Here is a 16,296-nt window from a genome sequence, read left to right as displayed (position 1 = left end):
CTCTCCGCACTCCTCGGAATAAATCCGGGAAGTGTGAGGAGTATTCGGCGCTAAGCCAGCACCAGATCCCGCAGCAGACCGCTCAGCACTTCGGGAGCGCCGTCCGTCACCACCACCGTCTCGCCGAGGCCCATGGCGAGGCCGGTGCGGGTGTCGCCCAGCATGACGTGGGGGAAGAACACCATGCCCGGCCGCAGCTCCAGCGGGTTGCCCGCATAGATCATCGGCGGCACGTCCATCCAGCTCGGCCGGTAGGTCGCCCCCAGCGAATAGCCGCAGGCGGCGTAGCGCACATCGGCATAGCCGGCGGCGTCGAGCCGGGCGCGGTGGATCTCGTCGATCCGGCCCAGCGGCTCGCCCGGCCGGAAGGCCTCCAGCATCTCCTCCAGCGTGTCGCGCACCAGCGCGTGCATCGACGCCTGGGCATCCGACACGGCCCCCACGACGACGCAGCGTTCGATGCAGGCGTTGTAGCGGCGGTAGGTGCCGGCCAGTTCCACCATCACCAGGTCGCTGTCGCTCAGCCCCCGCGCGCCGCCGACGCCGCGGCCGTAGACGGCACGGGAGCCGGAATTGACCAGCGGTCCCGCCGGCGGCATGTCGCCGCCGCCTTCCAGCATCGCCGTCATGGCCGCCGCCGTCAGCGTGCTGTCGAGCACCCCCGGCCGGGCCGTCCGGGCGATGGCCGTCACCGCCGCATCGGCCAGCTCCGCCGCCCGGCGCATCAGGTTAAGCTCCGCCGGCGACTTCACCACCCGCAGGCCCCGCACGATCCCGCTGGCCTCCACCAGATCGACCACGCCCTCGGCGGCTTCGTAGACCGCGCGGCAGTTGAACCCGGTCAGGCTGTAGCTGTCGGTCTCGATGCCGACCCGGCTGCCTTCCAGTCCCTCATCCTTCAGGATCGCCAGCAGGTCGCGTGCCGGATTGGCACCCTCGGCGTTGAGCCAGACCCTCACCTCGTCGATCCGGGAAATATCCCGCGCCTGGGCGACATCGGGGCGGCGGCACAGCAGGGTGGTGGGGCGATCCTCGGCATGCAGCACGGCGCATTGGAAGAAGACGTAACCGCCGCCGTCATAGCCGAACAGGTAGTAGAGGCTCTCCTGGGCGAAGACGATCAGGGCGTCGAGCCCGCGCGCCGCCATATCGTGCCGGGCGGCGGCGAGGCGCCGGTCGTATTCGGGATCCTCGAACGGCCGCACGGAAGAGGCGGCAGGCCCGGTGGCGGACACCGCGTTCAGGTCCGTTCGTCGCGCCGGTCCGGAGTGACGTATTCGCCCGTCCGCTCGTCGCGCACCAGGTCGACCACGTCGTCGCGGCCATGGGTTCCCGTGGGCCGGCCGCGGTCGGCGCGGCCGCCGCCGGCTTCAGGGGCGGCCTTGGCCTTGCGCGCGGCATCGAGCCGCCCGATCAGTCGGAAGCCGAACCAGATGACGCCGATGATGACCGCAAGGGCTACGAGTTTGGAGATACTGAACATGAACCTAGAATTGACCCACCGGGATGCGCGGCGCAAGGGCCATGCTTAGGGAATCGAAGGCGGCAGCGCCTCGTAGTGCACCACCGAATAGCCCTCTTTCGGCCGCTCCCACAGAAGGGTGAAGCCGAGGGACTCGAGCAGGGTGCGCGAGATGACGTTGTCGCCGCGGGCGAAGGCCACCAGGCGTTTCTGACCCAGCGGCCCGAATCCGTGGCGCAGGGTCGCCGTCGCTGCCTCCCGCGCATAGCCCTTGCCGCGCGCCGCCGGCAGCAGGCCGTAGCTGATCTCCGGGACGGTCCCGTCCTCCAGGTAGCGCAGCCCGCATTCGCCGAGAAAGGTGCCGGTCGCGCGTTCGATCACGGCGTACATGCCGAAGCCGTACTCCCGCCAATGGTCGATCATGTCGTCCACCACGGCCGAGGCCGCCTGCGGATCGAGCACGCCGAGCTTGCGCACGCTCATCACCGCCGGCTCGCCGAGAAAGGCGACGAGATCGGCACGCCAGGCTTCGCTCACCGGCTCGAGGATCAGCCGATCGGTGACGACCGCGCCGCTCAAAGGCCGAACCGGGACCACATCGCCCGCTCTCCGAGCGCCGACATCGCGCCTTCGCCGATCGCGACCGGATCCATCGAGGCGCCGACGCGCAGGCGCTCCAGCAGGGACCGGCGGCGTTCGATCTGGCGGAACCGGGTCTTGTCGCCGTGCCGCGCCCGCATGACGCTGCGCAACTCGCCCTCGCCGTCGGCCAGCCCGATGGCGATGCCGCGCTGCCCGGTCCAGAACTTGCCCTCGAAGAGCTCCGGCTCCTCCTCGGTCTTCAGCTTCTCGCCGCGCCGCGTGCGGACCCAGTCGATGAAGAGCTGGTGCAGCTCGACCTGGACGGCCTTCAGATAGCTCACGTCCTCCTCGCGCTCCGGGCTGAACGGATCGAGCAGCGCCTTGCGGGAGCCGGCGGTGTGGATGCGGCGCTCCACCCCCAGCTTGTCGATCGCCTCCACGAAGCCGAAGCCGGCGCTGACCACGCCGATGGAGCCGACCAGGGAGGCTGGATTCACCAGGATCTCGTCGGCGGCGCAGGCGATCCAGTAGCCGCCGGAGGCCGCGACATCCTCCACGAAGGCGGTCACCGGCTTCTCGTGCTCGGCCGCCAGATCCCGAATGCGCCGGGCGATAAGATCGGACTGCACCGGCGATCCGCCGGGCGAGTTGATCACCAGCGCGACGGCGGTCGTGTGCTTGTCCTTGAACGCCGCCTCCAGAACCGGGGCGACGGCGTCCAGGGACAGGCCGCGCCGGGTCGGGCCGGAGCCGCCGATGACGCCGCGCAGGGTGACGACGGACACGGTCGGCGGACGCTTGCGGAACCGGTCGAGAACGGGATCATAAAATGCCATGGCGGATAGATAAGGCGGCGGTGGTCAAAGATCGAGAGGCGCGCCGCGCAGGATCGTCTCGGTCACCGCCGTATAGGCGCCGTCGGCTCCGTGCAGGACCAGCCCGGAGGCCAGCCTCAACGGCGCGCGCCCGCCGCGCACGGCGCGCACCAGAACCCGTCCGGCGTCGCGGCCGGCCTTGGGGAAGAGCGGGAAGACGACGACCGACCCGAAGCCTCGCACTAGTGCCGCCAGAATGTCGTCCAGCCGATCCGCCCGGTGCACCAGGGTCAGCGTCCCCTTGTGCCGCAGACAGCGGCGCGCCACCGCCACCCAGTCGGCAAGATCGCCGCCCGTCTCCACCCCCGCCGCCGCGCGGCCGGGATTCGGGGAGGGCCGGCCGCGTTCGGACGGCAGGTAGGGCGGATTGGCGGAGACATGATCGATCAGCCCCGCTTCCCAGGTCGCCGGCAGGGCGGTCAGGTCCGCCGTCTCGATCCGCCCGTCAAATCCGTTTACCGCAAGCGTCCGGCGGGCAAGGCCGGCCATCTCCGGATCGCGCTCGACGCCGATCAGCTCGACCCCCGGCACGCGGGCGCCGATACAGGCGAAGACCGCCCCGGCGCCGCAGCCCAGATCGACCACCCGCTCCCCCGCCCGGGCCGCCACCGAGGCCGCGAGCAGCACCGGATCGATCGCCGCCCGGTAACCGTCCTTCGGCTGGATCAGCCGCACCCGACCGTCGAGCAGCAGGTCCTCGGTGGTTTCCATTGTCTGCAAATCAATCACCTAGAACGACACCTTCCCGCACTCCCCGGCCCTGTGCCGGGGCGAGCCATCAGCAGGCGTAATCTTGAGAAAAATCGGCGGACGCCCGTCCAATCCCCGGCCTTGCCCCGGCCTTGCCCCGGCACAAGGCCGGGGAGTGATAAGAGGGCGTGGGTTGACAGAGACCGAACGGAACTCCCCCCTATTTCGGGTCCAGGGTTTCGCCGGCCTCTTCCAGCAGCGCCTTGGCGGCGGCGAAATCGTCGCCGGCGACCATCAGCCGGCGCGGAATCGCCCCGGCGCTCCCTTCCAACACGCTCATCCCGCCATCCAGGACCAGCGGTTCGATCCCCTCCGAGGCGAGCAGGGCTTGAAGATATGAAAGCCGCACCAGATCGTTGGTGCGCAGAAGTTCCCGCATACGGCACTGGCCTCCAGAACATCGGACGGACGGTCGCGGTGCATGACCGGGGCGAGACGCGGTTGACTTCGCCTCGCGACCGCTCTTTCTATGCTGGCACAGCACACAGAGGCGTCAAGCAACGCCGCAGGAGCGAACCCGTGTCCGTCACCGCATCGGCCTCACAGACCAGCCAAGACAGCGCCGACCGTCGGCCGAGCTTCGACGCCCTGCGCGCCCTGGTCGCCGACGACATGGCCAGGGTCAACGAAACCATCGTCCGCGAGATGCACAGCCCGGTGGCGCTGATCCCGCAGCTCGCCGGCCATATCGTCGCTTCCGGCGGCAAGCGGCTGCGGCCGATGCTGACCTTGGCCGCCGCCGGTCTGGTCGGCTACGAGGGCACCCGGCACATCGACCTGGCCGCCTGCGTGGAGTTCATCCACACCGCCACGCTGCTGCATGACGACGTGGTCGACGAAAGCAACCTGCGCCGGGGCAAGGACACCGCCAACGCGGTCTGGGGCAACCAGGCCAGCGTGCTGGTGGGCGACTTCCTGTTCAGCCGCGCCTTCCAGCTCATGGTCGCCGACGGCTCGCTGAAGGTGCTGAAAATCCTGTCCGACGCCTCCGCCGTCATCGCCGAGGGCGAGGTGCACCAGCTCGTCACCACCAACGACATCGACACCACCGAGGCCGCCTATCTCCAGGTGATCGAGAGCAAGACCGCGGTGCTGTTCGCCGCCGCCTCGCAGATCGGCGCCGTGGTGGCCGAGCGCCCGGAGAGCGAGGAGAAGGCGCTGGAATCGTTCGGGCGCAATCTCGGCGTAGCGTTCCAGCTCGTCGACGACGTGCTCGACTATTCGGCCGAGCAGGAAGCGCTCGGCAAGACCGTCGGCGACGATTTCCGCGAGGGCAAGATGACCCTGCCGGTGATCCTGGCCTATGCCGCCGGCGATTCCGAAGAGCGGGCATTCTGGAGCCGGACGGTCGGCGAGCTGGATCAGAACGAGGGCGACCTTGCCCATGCCCAGGCGCTGATGGCCAAGCACAAGACCCTGGCCAAGACCCTGGCCCGCGCCCGCGACTACGCCGAGGCGGCCCATCGCGACCTCGACCTCTTCGCCCCCACCGCCCACCGCCGGGCGATGGAGGAGGTCATCGATTTCTGCGTCGATCGGGCGTACTAAGGATCCTGTCTTCGACCCCGGCCCTTCGACACGCCCCCCGGATCAAGCCCGGTGGGCTGCTCAGGGCGAGGTCAAATTTACTGCCCAACATTGACCTCACCCTGAGCAGGAGCGGAGCGACGTGTCGAAGGGCCGGAGCGCAAGCACCGTGCACCTCCGGCATGGACCTCATGCGCTGAAGCGCCCTTGTGCCGGCGCCGGATACGGCAGGAGCATGGCCCCGCAACAGAGAGGGGCAAACCCCATGACCATCCGCATTCTCGGACGCGCCAATTCCTTCAACGTGCGCAAGGTGCTCTGGGCCAGCGACGAACTCGGCGTGGCCTATACCCGCGAGGACTGGGGCTGCGGCTTCCGGCCGACCACCGATCCCGAGTTCCAGGCGATCAACCCGATCGGCCTGGTGCCCGCCGTCGTGCTGGAGGACGGCACCGTGCTGCGCGAGAGCAACACGATCATCCGCTACCTCGCCACCGTATCCGGCGACACCGCCCTCTACCCCGCCGACCCGGTCGCCCGCGCCGGGGTCGAGCAGTGGATGGACTGGGCGAATTACGAGACCTCCATCTCCCTGCGCGGCGCCTTCCTCGGCGGCCAGCTCAACGAGCCGCCGTGGAACCACCCCTGGTTCGTCGAACAGGGCCGGGCACATATCACCAAGGAGGTCGGCCAGCTCGACGCCCATCTGGCGGCGACCGGGACGTACATGACCGGGGAGCGCTTCACCCTGGCCGACATCCCGATTGGGCTGGTGGTGAATCGCTGGTTCAACCTGAAGTTCGACGGGAAGCCCGAGTATCCGGGCGTGGCCCGCTACTACGAGACCCTGAGCGAGCGGCCGGCCTACCTGAAGCATGGTCGGAACGGGCTACCGTAAGGGAGCGTCTGGCGCCGTCGCTGGGTCCCGGCCCGTCCCCGGATCAAGTCCGGGGCCGCCCGGGATGACGATCAGAGTTGGATTCCAGAGATACCGTCATCCCGGCGAGCTCCGGGCTTGACCCGGAGGTCGGCCGGGACCGGGCTCCCCTGGGAAGCTCAGATGCCCCACCAAATCCGACTTCCCGGACTTGATCCGGGACCGTAAATCCGACCGTCGAGCCTGGGTCCCGGATCAAGTCCGGGAAGTCGGATTTTGATAGGGATCGTAGCTTTTCTCTACTTACACAACCCCACGATCTCCGCATGCAGCGCCGCCGGGATCGCAGCGCCCTCGGTCGCCGTCTTCGCCCGGTTGGCGTGGCGGCGCCCGGCAGGAAGACGGGTGCCCTCCTCGGCCAGGATCCGGTCGAACAGCAGCTCCGCATGGGCCGCCCAGCCGTTGGTGTCGCCGAGATGCCCCGGATCGATCGCCAGCATGAACTCGCCCCCGTTCGGCGGGCCGCCGTCCTTGGCGTCGCTCTCCCAGGCCTCGAAGCTGAACTTGTCGCCGATCAGCGCGCCGGCCAGCAGCTCCACCATCATCGCGATGGACGCGCCCTTGTAGCCGCCGAAGGGAAGCTGCGCGCCGCCGTCCAGGATCGCGTTCGGATCGGTGGTCTCGTGGCCGTCCTTGTCGATGCCGGTGCCCGGCGGCACGTCGTGGCCATCGCGGGCGGCGATCATAATCTCGCCCCGGGCCAGCGCCGAGGAGGCCTGGTCGAACACCATCGGCGGCTTGCCCGGGCGCGGCCAGCCAAAGGACATGGGGTTGGTGCCGTAGATCGGCGTGCGGCCGCCCGGATGGACCACGTAGGGGAAGGCGGCGGTGAAGGCGAAGGCGCAGAGCCCCGCCTCGGCCAGGGGCTCGACCTCGTACCAGAGCGCCTGGAAGTGATGGATGTCGGTGATCGCCAGCGCCGCGACACCCTGGGAGCGGGCGCGCTCGATCAACGGGTCGCGGCCGAGCTGCTGGGCCAGCGGGGCGAAGCCGCCGTCGCCCTTCACCCGCAGCACCGCCGGGGCGAGGTCCTCCAGCACCGGCACCGCCTGGCCGTTCGCCTTGCCGCTCTTCAGCGACTTGATATAGCCCGGCACCCGGAACAGCCCGTGGCTCTTCGCCCCGTCGCGCTCGGCGTTGTGGATGACGTCGGCGACCGCCTCGGCATTGGCCGCGTCGCAGCCGTTGGCGAGGAAGCAGCGGATGGTGAGGTCGCGCACCTCGTCCAGGGAGAGGGTGACGGTCGCGCTGTCGCCGGCGGACATGGGCGGGCCTCCGTATTGCCGTTGGGACGGGCCGGCACCCTGCCGACCGGCCGCCAGCAAAGCAGAGCCGGCCGGCCGGCGGAACCCCGGAGTTTGGGGCGTCGACGGCGATGCGGAATGCGGCTGCGCAGGAAGTTCGTTTTCAGACGAGTTCCTTCTTGATGCGCCGCATCCGGTCCGCTATATCACGCCCTCGCCTCCCGGCGGGCCATCCTTCGGCCCGTCTCAAGGTCCGGTCGGGGAGTAGCTCAGCCTGGTAGAGCACTGTCTTCGGGAGGCAGGGGCCGGAGGTTCGAATCCTCTCTCCCCGACCATCTAACCTGCGTTTTCACGCCGATCTCACCACAGCGGCTCCAGCCGCGCCTGCAGCCAGATCAGCGACGGGTAGGCGGCGAGCCAGACCCAGACGAAGCGGTTGAAGCCGAACAGCACGAAATTCGCGCCGTGGAAGGCGAACATCGCCGCCAGGGCAGCGATCAGTACCGGCTGGGCGATCAGCGCCAACGGGAACAGCAGCTCCAGCAGAACCACCGCCCAGGACATCGCGCAAAGCAATCGCGGCCGCTCGGCCCAGCGGCGGGTCGCTTCGCTGACCGGATAGACCGAGAACAGGAAGACGTCCCGCAGCGCGCGGCCGCTGCGCCAATCCGCGTGAACGACCTTCGACAGGCCGGACTTGAAGTAGGAAAAGATCACCTGCAGGGCCAGATAGCCGAAGACGTATTCCTGATACCGGGCGCTCGGCATCAAATGCACGGCGAACAGGGCCGTGATCAGCAGCAGGCTCAGCAGGTCGCTGCCGCCGTTATACGGCCCCTGGAACCGCCGCAGGATGACCAGCGCGTTGACGAACAGCGCGGCGCAGATCCAGGGCGGCGAGACGCCCACCATCAGCAGCACGGCAAGGACGAGGCGGATCGCGTAGTGCGGCCGCTCGTCCGGCAGGCCGACCAGATGCTCCAGGCTCTGCTGAATCAGCGCGACGGCGAGCAGGATCTCGGTCAGCCGGATGGCGTCGTCGAGGCTCATCGGTCCGCTGCCTCGGCGGTGGGAAGGGGCGGCGAGACATAGGCCACGTCGCGGCGCAGGCGGTCCCCCTCCCGGCTGACGAAGACCAGGCGGAAGCGGAAGAAGGGCGCCTGAGAGCGCTCCCACGCCAGGTCGCGCCGCAGCCGGCGGACGATCTCCCGCGCGCTGTGCTCGCTCGGCTCCTGCATCAGCCGCTCGGCGCAGGTGGCGAGAAACAGGATCTCGTTCCAGCGCGGGTTCCAGAAGAACGACACGACCCGGTCGCTCGGCCCGATCCGGTCCCGCTTCGGCCGGAGGTCGCGCCAGCCGGCGCCGCCCTCCTCCGGAACCGGTGCGTCGGGATCCGCCACGGCGGCGACCTCGATCCGCGGCGACGGCGCGATCACGTCGAAGAACCGCCAGGACGGGAACAGGGCCGGCAGCAGCAGCTTCAGGACATGCAGCATCGCCGCTCCCCGACCGGTCGTCAGACGGTCCGATAGGACGGGAACGTCACCGTCATCGTGGTGCCCCGCCCGGGTTCGCTGGACACGGACAGCTCGGCGTCATGCGCCTCCACATGGCCGCTGACGATGGCGAGGCCCAGCCCGACCCCGTCGTGGGAGCTCGTCATCGCGTTGGGGTGCTGCCAGAACGGCTGGGTGATCTGGCCGATCAGGTTGGCGGGGATGCCGATGCCCTGATCCGCCACCGTCAGGACGATCCGGCGCTTGTCGTCCAGCGCCGCCGAGATCCGGACTTCCTTGCCCTCGCCCGAGAACTTCACCGCATTGGCCAGCAGATTCTGAATGATCTGGTAGAGCATCTGCGGGTCGGCGCGCAGGGCGGGCAGCGACGGCTGCACCGCGGGAACGATATGCACCCCTCGCTCGCCCGCCGAAAGCGTCAGGTCGGTCACCGCGGCAAGCACGGCGGCGGTCACGTCGATGCCGCTCTCGTCGATGTTGGACTGCAGGCGCTCCAGCCGGGCGAATTCCAGGATCTGCTCGATCATCTTCAGCAGCCGCGATCCGCTGCCGGAGATGTCGTTTGCATAGCCGACATACCGGTCGTTGCCGAGCGGGCCGAACGGTTCGCTGCGCAGCATGTCGGCAAAGCCGATGATCGCGTTCAGCGGGGTGCGCAGCTCGTGGCTCATATTCGCCAGAAACTGGGATTTCGCCTGACTGGCGAGCTCGGCCCGCTCCATCGCCGCCCGCAGCTCGACCTCGCGGCCCTTGATCTCGGTGATGTTGGAATAGACGCAGACCATCCCGCCCTCGACCGTGCGCCGCTCGTCGACCTGGTACCAGCGGCCGTCGACGGTCTCCATCTCGTAGCGCTGGCTGCGGGCGGCGAAGACCGAGAGGCGGGCCTCGATCCACTCTTCCTCCCGACCGGCCGCCTCGGCCGGAGCGTGGCATCCGGATACGAAATCCCGCAGCAAGCCCCCATAGAGAGGGGCATCGGACTGCTCGATCTCGGCGTCCAGCATCTCTTCGTAGGCGGCGTTGCAGCGCAGCAGCCGGCCGTCGGGTGCGAACAGGGCGAAACCGTCAGAGATGGCGTCGACCGCATCGTGCAACCGCTGGGTGGAGCGCGCGGCGGATTCCTCCGCCGACTTGCGGGCGCTGATATCCCGCAGCACCAGGATGAAGACCCGACGCGACCCTGCCATGGATTCGGCCAGGGTGATCTCGGTCGGCACGGAAAGGGTGTTGCCGGCGCTCCCGGCTTCCGCTTCGATGGTCTGCGACCGTGCCACCGCACTGGCCAGCGTACCGGCCGGCTCGGCCGCAAGTTCCTGGGCCCAGGCACCGGAGATCCGATGAAAGATCGGCTGACCGATCAGGTCGCCGCCGCCGCTGTCGAGGAGGTCGCAGGCGGCCCGGTTCGCGGTTCGGATCCTCCCGTCGCCGTCGATGGTGACGATGGCGTCGAAGCTGGCGTCTACCACCTCCCGGATATAGGCGTCGTGGCGCTTCAGGGCGGATTCGTTGCGCCGTCTCAGCACACTCTCCGCCCGGTAGTCGCCGATGGCGAAGCTGCCCACGAGCAGGATCGAGGTCAACGAGAAGAAGGTCGGATCGACCAGCGTGCCGAAGCCGATCTGGGCATAGGCGCAGACGCCCACGGCCGCAGCCATCAGACCGATGCCGACCACCGGCTTCAGATGCGGGGCGATGCGGGGCAGAACGGCGATCAGCACGATGCCGGTGAGAGCGGCAGCCAGGATCTCGATCCAGTCGAGGCCGACGTCCCGGCGGGGTGCCCGGCCGGTGAGAATGGTGTCGGTCGCCAGCGCCTGGAACTGCAGACCGGAGACCGAGCCGCCGAAGCCGATGCGGACCCGTTCTCCGACCCCGGCGGCGGAGGAGCCTATCACCACGATGCGGCCGGCGAGGGCAGCGGGCGGAACCCGTCCCGCCATCACATCGACCGCCGAGACCGTGGGCACCCGTTCCGGGTCCGTCGTGTCGATCCAGATCAGCCCGCGGGCGTCCGTCGGCACGAAAACCTGCCCGACCGAGACTCCTGCCATGCCCAGCGGAGACGGTACTTCCACCAGCATGTTGGGCTGGCGCAGCGCCACCCGGACGATGTCGAGCGCCATGCCCGGCTGCATGGTGCCGTCGACCCGGAACACCGCCGGAACCCGGCGGGCGGTGCCGTCCGGTTCGGGCAGCAGGCTGACGATGCCCTGCCCCGCGCTGGCCAGCCGGATCGGCGGAACGCTGTCGGTCACCGCGCCGATCGCGGGCAGGATGTCGATGTCGCCATGCCCGCGCACCGCGATCCGGCTCGGCGCTCCGGAACCGGTGGCGGCGCCATCGGACGGAAGGATGGCCGCCATGGCGGTGACCGTCCGGATCCGTTGCATGGCCTGGGCGAGCGCCTCGTCGTACCCGCCCAGAGCCTGCAAGGCCTGGCGCAGATCGCCGTCCAGGTCCGGCAAGGACCTCGCCAGAACGTCCGGCGACATCCGGTCGGGCTCGGCGAACAGGATGTTGAAGGCGATGGTATCGACCCCGGCATCGGCCAGCCGGTCGACCAGATCGACCAGATACCGTCGAGGCCAGGGCCATTGTCCGACCGCAGCAAGGCTGCGGTCGTCCACGTCGATGGTCACCACCGAGGAGGGTGCGGTGGACTCGGGGCGCATCTGAAGCTGCAGGTCGAAGCCCCACAACCTCAGCACCTGGAGCGGGGCCACATCGAGGATGCGGAGGGCCAGCAGAACACACAGCAGGCCGGCCGCGATCAACCGCCCATGCCTGACCAGCCGGGACAGCCGCCCATCCTCGGGCCCGTCGAGCCAGTGAAGCTCGCTCGTCACCCCAGTCTGCTGGATGCCGGCATTGCCCGGTGTCCTGCTCTCCATCGCTCCCTCAGCCGTTCGACACGATACGCGTTATCCTTATCCCCGGGGTCTCGACCGCCGTCCTACCGGACCACGATCTCGACCCGGCGATTCTGCGCCTCGGAGACGCCGTCGGCCGTCGGCACGACGGGCGCCCGCTCGCCATACGAGACCACCGACACCACCCGCTCCGGCACGCCCAGGCCCAGGATCTCCTGCGCCACGAGCTCCGCCCGGTCGAGCGCGAGCTGATCGTTATAGGCGGCGGAGCCGCTGCGGTCGGTATGGCCGGACACCTCCACCTGCGGCAACTCGCGTTGCCGGACGGCCTCCAGCACCTCGGTCAGTTTCCTGGCGGAGTCCGGGGTGAGCCGGTCGGTGCCCTGCTCGAAATACAGCAGGAAAGCCTGCGGCGGGACCGGACCGGCGGCAAGCGCCCTGCCGAACACCGCCTCCACGTCCGCCACCAGGAAGGTGCCGGTCGATTGCGGCGCCGCCTGCGCATCGGCGGTAACGGCGGTCTCCCGCTCGGTGTCGAGAACGACCGACCCGCGGGCATTGTCGACCTGGATTACCCCGACGACACCGTCGGTATCCGGCAGCAGGACAATCAGCGCCCCGTCGACTGCCGACTCGATCTTCGCCACCGCGGCCAGGAACATCTCCCGGCACTGGGCGATGTCGTCGGGCTGATGTCCCTCCTCCTGCTCCTGCATCCAGCAGTCGAAGCCGGACTGGGCCTGAGCGCTGTCGGGACCGACGATAGACCGTGCGCCGGCGCCGAACAGACCGATCAGGCGGGCCCGGGCGGCGCCGAGTTCCTCGGTGGCTTCCTCTGAGAGCGCGCGGGCGGCGAGCGGTTCCGGCGCCAGGACCTCGCCCTTGGCCGCGCGGATCGCCCGGTCGTAAAAGCGGGCGGTATCGGCCCAGTCGTATTCCGCCCGTTCCATGTCGCCGAGCGCCACATATTCGCGGCTCAGATCCCGCAGGAATTCGGAGTCCTGCTCCGGCAGACCGGAGAGCTCGGTGGTGTCGTACGGGCCGGTCGCGCAGGCGGCGAGACCGAGGAGGATTCCGGCGGCGGCCACGGCGCGGCAGCGTGCGCCAAGGTCGGCCCATTTCCCAAAGCTGGCGGTCATGGCGTCAGTTCCCCCCTTGCGTCGGCACACGGACGGCGAACCGGGTGCCCCGGACGGCGACGACGGTCAGCGGCGTCTTTATCTGGATATTCTCGGGCGCGATTTTGCCGATGCGGCCGGACTGGTAGACCATCGTCCCTTCGAGGATCTGCCCGATGAAGCCGAACGCTTCGCGCTGCGGCGCGAATTCGAAGGACGACAGCTCGAACCGGGAGCTGGGGCCGAGGGAAATCAGCGTCCCGTCGTTCAGCGTCACGCCGACGGCACCTGCCGTGCCGGTCCTCAGCGTGTCGGACCGATGGACGTCCAGTCCCTCGACCGCCGGAATGAGGGCACCGCCGCGTTCCACCGCGACCTCACCGTCGACCACTTTGACCATACCGATAGCCGGCCCTTGATCCTGCGCACCTGTCGGCGTAGCCACCAACAGCGCGAGGAGAAGCCCCAGGAGCAACCCGCGCATTTGACTGTCTCTTGTCTGTTTCTGAGTGCCCCCACCCCCGTGCGGGCAGTACGGGAACTCTACCTTCCACATCCCGCGCGGTCGACAGTCGCTCGAGCATCGATTGTGGCGGGACCCTAATGTCTCCGGGACGAGAGCCGTTACCGGCCAATCGCAAATCTGTCGAAGGCGAAGGGCGCCAGAAGCTCCGGACGCCTGCCCTCCAGCGCCCAGTCGGCCAGAAGCTCCGCGACGGCCGGGGCAATGGCCCAGCCATGGCCGGTCCATCCGGCGGCATAGACCACATGCGGGTTGCCGGGAAGATGGTCGACCATCGGAATGGAGTCGATGGACTCCGCCTCCAGATGGCCGGTGTCGGCCGTCTCGATCTCGATACCCTCCAGCGACGGGTAGACAGCGACGGCATCGGCCACGTTCGCGGCGATCTCCTCGGGGATCGGCGTGCCGCGCCCGGTCGCGTAGTCCCAATGGCCGAGACGACCGCCGGAGATCATCAGCCGCCCGTCCGGCTCCCGCTTCAGCGAGAGCGTCCGGCTGGCATGGCCGACGAGATGCCGCACCGGGTTCTCGGCAAGCGGCTTGGAGACCAGGACCTGCAGCGCGAGGTTCCAGGTCGGCAGGTCGAGCCAGGGGGCGATCAGGGACCGCACGCCGCTGTTGGCGAGCACGAACAGCCGGCCCGGCACCGGGATTTCGTCGCCGTCGGTCGTCGCCACCGCGACCACCTTGCCGTCGCGCGTGACCAGCCGGTCGACCGTCACGCCCTCGCGGATCGTGGCTCCCGCCATCACCGCGTTGTCCGCATAGGCGCGTGTCGTAGCGGCGTGGAACGCCACCCCGTCATCGGGGCAATGCAGCGCCGCCTTCACGAAGGAGGCGACATCGGGTTCCAGCTCCCGCATCGCGCCTTCCGACAGGTACGACGTCGCGATGCCGAAGCGGGACTGCAGAGCGGCCCGGGTTTCCGCGCGCGGCATATCGACCGGCCGCTCGATCAGTTGCAGATGTCCGGTCCGCTCGAACAGCGGATCGGTGCCGAGCTGTTCGTGAAGGGTGGGCCACAGCGCTCGGGCCCGCGCCATCAGCGGCAATTCGCGGTGATCGCGGCAGTTCGCACGCACGCCCCGACGCCCCGGGCCGCCGGACGCGCCGGACGCCACGGTCTTCGCCTCCAGCAGTTCTACGGCCTCGCCCCGCCGGGCAAGATGCCACGCCACGGCAGCGCCATAGACGCCACCACCGATGATCAGGGTCATGCGACCTCCCGCGAACCGAGCCTGTGCGATGGCGACATCTTCAGAGATGCGGGAGGTGGACGCCAGGGGGCGAATGCGCCCGCTGCCCCGCTTTTCTTAAGCCAGCGAGTGGGTGTGACCGTCGACCGAGAAGGACTGGCCGGAGATCTTCGCCCCGGCCGGCGACGCCAGGAACAGGGCGGCTTCGGCGACGTCGTCGGCGCTGACCCAACTGCGCAGGGACACCCCGGCGACATAGCGCGCCCGCAGTTCCGCCTCGGTCAGTCCGGTCGCCTTCGCCTCCTTGGCCAGGACCCGGTCCATGCGGTCGCCCTCGACCGAACCGGGGCAGATCGCGTTGACCCGGACGCCGTGCGGGCCGAGTTCCATGGCCAGGGTCTTCATCAGCCCGATGATCCCCCATTTGGACGTCGCATAGGGACTGCGGTTCGGATAGCCGTGCAACCCGGCCGACGACGACATCAGGATCAGCGAGCCGCCGCCCTGCTTCAGCACCCGGGCCGCCCAGCGGCAGGTCAGGAACGCGCCGTCCAGGTTGACCGCGAGACACGAGCGCCATCCGTCGAGGGTCAGATCCTCGATGAGACCGGCCGGCCCGCCGGTCCCGGCATTGGCGATCACCACGTCGGCCCCGCCCCAGCGCTCCTCGACCTCCAGAAAGAAGCCCGCCATCTGCGCTTCGTCGGTGACGTCGGCCCGGTGCGCGATCGCCCCCTCGAATACTCTGCCGGCGGCGTCCACGGCGGCGGCGTCGACGTCGCAGAGCGCCACTCGAGCGCCGGCGGCCGCGAAGCGGCGGGCGAAGACCAGACCTATTCCGGAGGCGCCGGCGGTGACGACTACGCGGGCGTCGCGAAACGACTCTTGAGCTTGCATCGGGGCCTCGGGGGAAAGGGTGTCTGTCGCGTCCTAATCCACCAGCCTCGGCACTTCAACCGGTGCCGGCACCCGACCGCTCCGCTATCAGCGGGTCCGCCCCTCCAGGCCATCCACAGCCGCGCCGCTCGCCCCGGGGATCCGCATCTCGAACACCTCGGTGACGCTGGTGTAGTCGTAGTAGCCTAGGCGAGCGAGCGGACGGATCCTCGCGATGTCCATCTTGCCGTCCGGCATCACGACCGCATCGTCCACATGAATGCGCATCACCTCCCCATAGACGACATCGACCCAGCCGTGGCTGGAGCGGCCCTGAAGCCGGTGGGTGGAGAGGTACCGGCATTCGAAATGGGCCGGGCTTTCGGCCACCCGCGGCCCCGGCGCGTCGATGCACGGCGCTTTCGTGACCCCGGCGCGCTCGAATTCGTCGACCTCCGAGGGAAGCTCCATCGCGGTGATATTCACCGCCTCGCGCAGGTCGTAGGTCGCCATGTTCCAAACGAACCAACCGGTCTGCTCGGCATTGATCACCGTGTCCTTGCGCCGACCGTCGCTGAGCTGGTTGGCGGCGAACATGACCATCGGCGGATCGAAGGTCAGGTTCTGCCACTGGCTGTAGGGCGCCAGGTTCGGCACACCCTCGGTGGACACCGTCGACAGCCATCCGATCGGACGCGGGACGGTGCAGCTTTTGAACGGAGAGAACGGCAGCGGACAGGGCTCGGTCGCGGGTGCGTAGTGCATGGGGCATCTCCTGATCGCGTACGCCCCACCCTAGACCGCATCGTCGGCGGC

Annotated in this window: 17 protein-coding genes and 1 tRNA gene; 3 read left to right on the top strand and 15 right to left on the bottom strand. The window is 69.0% G+C overall.

The genetic code is table 11. The annotated features are described in order from the left end of the window. Positions 1 to 50: 50 nt before the first annotated feature. The 6 genes from T8K17_RS10750 to T8K17_RS10725 all read right to left on the bottom strand — a co-directional run bounded on the left by T8K17_RS10750 (position 51) and on the right by T8K17_RS10725 (position 4,048). On the bottom strand, positions 51 to 1,235 hold the full coding sequence (locus T8K17_RS10750) for a Xaa-Pro peptidase family protein (protein ID WP_322334504.1): 1,185 nt from the start codon (positions 1,233 to 1,235) through the stop codon (positions 51 to 53). 5 nt (positions 1,236 to 1,240) lie between these two features. After that, complete coding sequence (locus T8K17_RS10745; RefSeq protein ID WP_322334503.1) at positions 1,241 to 1,483, bottom strand: hypothetical protein; 243 nt, start codon at positions 1,481 to 1,483, stop codon at positions 1,241 to 1,243. 45 nt (positions 1,484 to 1,528) lie between these two features. Then, the gene (locus T8K17_RS10740) at positions 1,529 to 2,059 is read right to left on the bottom strand and encodes a GNAT family N-acetyltransferase (RefSeq protein WP_322334502.1); all 531 of its coding nucleotides are present in this window, start codon (positions 2,057 to 2,059) and stop codon (positions 1,529 to 1,531) included. After that, positions 2,038 to 2,880 (bottom strand): S49 family peptidase, encoded by an 843-nt coding sequence (locus T8K17_RS10735; RefSeq protein WP_322334501.1) that lies wholly within the window; start codon positions 2,878 to 2,880, stop codon positions 2,038 to 2,040. The genes T8K17_RS10740 and T8K17_RS10735 overlap by 22 nt, the downstream gene beginning before the upstream one ends. Before the next feature lie 24 nt (positions 2,881 to 2,904). Beyond that, positions 2,905 to 3,630 carry a tRNA1(Val) (adenine(37)-N6)-methyltransferase gene (locus T8K17_RS10730; RefSeq protein WP_322334500.1) on the bottom strand — a complete coding sequence of 242 codons (726 nt, stop codon included), beginning with the start codon at positions 3,628 to 3,630 and terminating at the stop codon, positions 2,905 to 2,907. A gap of 199 nt (positions 3,631 to 3,829) precedes the next feature. Next, a complete protein-coding gene (locus T8K17_RS10725; protein WP_322334499.1) occupies positions 3,830 to 4,048 on the bottom strand; it encodes a DUF2007 domain-containing protein in 219 nt (72 codons plus the stop codon). Between the two features lie 140 nt (positions 4,049 to 4,188). On the opposite strand from T8K17_RS10725, the gene T8K17_RS10720 reads away from it, so the two are divergent. Further along, positions 4,189 to 5,217 carry a polyprenyl synthetase family protein gene (locus T8K17_RS10720; protein ID WP_416153179.1) on the top strand — a complete coding sequence of 343 codons (1,029 nt, stop codon included), beginning with the start codon at positions 4,189 to 4,191 and terminating at the stop codon, positions 5,215 to 5,217. 244 nt (positions 5,218 to 5,461) lie between these two features. After that, positions 5,462 to 6,094 (top strand): glutathione S-transferase family protein, encoded by a 633-nt coding sequence (locus tag T8K17_RS10715; RefSeq protein ID WP_322334498.1) that lies wholly within the window; start codon positions 5,462 to 5,464, stop codon positions 6,092 to 6,094. A 278-nt stretch (positions 6,095 to 6,372) separates the two neighbouring features. Here T8K17_RS10715 and T8K17_RS10710 read toward each other — a convergent pair whose 3' ends face one another. After that, positions 6,373 to 7,398: an Ldh family oxidoreductase gene (locus T8K17_RS10710; RefSeq protein ID WP_322334497.1), complete on the bottom strand. Its 1,026-nt coding sequence runs from the start codon at positions 7,396 to 7,398 to the stop codon at positions 6,373 to 6,375. A 237-nt stretch (positions 7,399 to 7,635) separates the two neighbouring features. On the opposite strand from T8K17_RS10710, the gene T8K17_RS10705 reads away from it, so the two are divergent. Continuing rightward, positions 7,636 to 7,712: transfer RNA gene (locus T8K17_RS10705), tRNA-Pro, on the top strand. Between the two features lie 25 nt (positions 7,713 to 7,737). Here the strand turns inward: T8K17_RS10705 and T8K17_RS10700 are convergent. The 8 genes from T8K17_RS10700 to T8K17_RS10665 form a co-directional block, all read right to left on the bottom strand. Continuing rightward, positions 7,738 to 8,427: an HTTM domain-containing protein gene (locus tag T8K17_RS10700; protein WP_322334496.1), complete on the bottom strand. Its 690-nt coding sequence runs from the start codon at positions 8,425 to 8,427 to the stop codon at positions 7,738 to 7,740. Continuing rightward, complete coding sequence (locus tag T8K17_RS10695) at positions 8,424 to 8,873, bottom strand: hypothetical protein (protein WP_322334495.1); 450 nt, start codon at positions 8,871 to 8,873, stop codon at positions 8,424 to 8,426. Before T8K17_RS10695 ends, T8K17_RS10700 begins: the two co-directional genes overlap by 4 nt. 20 nt (positions 8,874 to 8,893) lie before the next feature. Then, positions 8,894 to 11,788: a CHASE2 domain-containing protein gene (locus T8K17_RS10690; RefSeq protein ID WP_322334494.1), complete on the bottom strand. Its 2,895-nt coding sequence runs from the start codon at positions 11,786 to 11,788 to the stop codon at positions 8,894 to 8,896. A gap of 62 nt (positions 11,789 to 11,850) precedes the next feature. Beyond that, complete coding sequence (locus tag T8K17_RS10685) at positions 11,851 to 12,906, bottom strand: OmpA family protein (protein WP_322334493.1); 1,056 nt, start codon at positions 12,904 to 12,906, stop codon at positions 11,851 to 11,853. Between the two features lie 4 nt (positions 12,907 to 12,910). Next, complete coding sequence (locus T8K17_RS10680) at positions 12,911 to 13,369, bottom strand: FecR family protein (RefSeq protein WP_322334492.1); 459 nt, start codon at positions 13,367 to 13,369, stop codon at positions 12,911 to 12,913. Between the two features lie 140 nt (positions 13,370 to 13,509). After that, positions 13,510 to 14,625, bottom strand: coding sequence for an FAD-binding oxidoreductase (locus T8K17_RS10675; RefSeq protein ID WP_322334491.1), 1,116 nt, complete (start codon positions 14,623 to 14,625; stop codon positions 13,510 to 13,512). A 96-nt stretch (positions 14,626 to 14,721) separates the two neighbouring features. After that, a complete protein-coding gene (locus tag T8K17_RS10670; protein ID WP_322334490.1) occupies positions 14,722 to 15,501 on the bottom strand; it encodes an SDR family oxidoreductase in 780 nt (259 codons plus the stop codon). A gap of 87 nt (positions 15,502 to 15,588) precedes the next feature. Then, the gene (locus T8K17_RS10665; RefSeq protein ID WP_322334489.1) at positions 15,589 to 16,245 is read right to left on the bottom strand and encodes a flavin reductase family protein; all 657 of its coding nucleotides are present in this window, start codon (positions 16,243 to 16,245) and stop codon (positions 15,589 to 15,591) included. Positions 16,246 to 16,296: the final 51 nt, after the last annotated feature.

This window comes from Thalassobaculum sp. OXR-137, assembly GCF_034377285.1.
Classification (GTDB): Bacteria; Pseudomonadota; Alphaproteobacteria; order Thalassobaculales; family Thalassobaculaceae; genus Thalassobaculum.
The sequence above is the reverse complement of the archived record's forward strand: the minus strand, read 5'-3'. Positions and strand labels throughout refer to the sequence as shown.

Excerpts from the sequence above, each read along its gene's own strand:
- T8K17_RS10745 (WP_322334503.1), bottom strand. The coding sequence starts at position 1,483 with ATGTTCAGTATCTCCAAACTCGTAGCCCTTGCGGTCATCATCGGCGTC.
- T8K17_RS10735 (WP_322334501.1), bottom strand. The coding sequence starts at position 2,880 with ATGGCATTTTATGATCCCGTTCTCGACCGGTTCCGCAAGCGTCCGCCG.
- T8K17_RS10730 (WP_322334500.1), bottom strand. The coding sequence starts at position 3,630 with ATGGAAACCACCGAGGACCTGCTGCTCGACGGTCGGGTGCGGCTGATC.
- T8K17_RS10725 (WP_322334499.1), bottom strand. The coding sequence starts at position 4,048 with ATGCGGGAACTTCTGCGCACCAACGATCTGGTGCGGCTTTCATATCTT.
- T8K17_RS10715 (WP_322334498.1), top strand. The coding sequence starts at position 5,462 with ATGACCATCCGCATTCTCGGACGCGCCAATTCCTTCAACGTGCGCAAG.
- T8K17_RS10710 (WP_322334497.1), bottom strand. The coding sequence starts at position 7,398 with ATGTCCGCCGGCGACAGCGCGACCGTCACCCTCTCCCTGGACGAGGTG.
- T8K17_RS10700 (WP_322334496.1), bottom strand. The coding sequence starts at position 8,427 with ATGAGCCTCGACGACGCCATCCGGCTGACCGAGATCCTGCTCGCCGTC.
- T8K17_RS10695 (WP_322334495.1), bottom strand. The coding sequence starts at position 8,873 with ATGCTGCATGTCCTGAAGCTGCTGCTGCCGGCCCTGTTCCCGTCCTGG.
- T8K17_RS10690 (WP_322334494.1), bottom strand. The coding sequence starts at position 11,788 with ATGGAGAGCAGGACACCGGGCAATGCCGGCATCCAGCAGACTGGGGTG.
- T8K17_RS10685 (WP_322334493.1), bottom strand. The coding sequence starts at position 12,906 with ATGACCGCCAGCTTTGGGAAATGGGCCGACCTTGGCGCACGCTGCCGC.
- T8K17_RS10680 (WP_322334492.1), bottom strand. The coding sequence starts at position 13,369 with ATGCGCGGGTTGCTCCTGGGGCTTCTCCTCGCGCTGTTGGTGGCTACG.
- T8K17_RS10675 (WP_322334491.1), bottom strand. The coding sequence starts at position 14,625 with ATGACCCTGATCATCGGTGGTGGCGTCTATGGCGCTGCCGTGGCGTGG.
- T8K17_RS10670 (WP_322334490.1), bottom strand. The coding sequence starts at position 15,501 with ATGCAAGCTCAAGAGTCGTTTCGCGACGCCCGCGTAGTCGTCACCGCC.
- T8K17_RS10665 (WP_322334489.1), bottom strand. The coding sequence starts at position 16,245 with ATGCACTACGCACCCGCGACCGAGCCCTGTCCGCTGCCGTTCTCTCCG.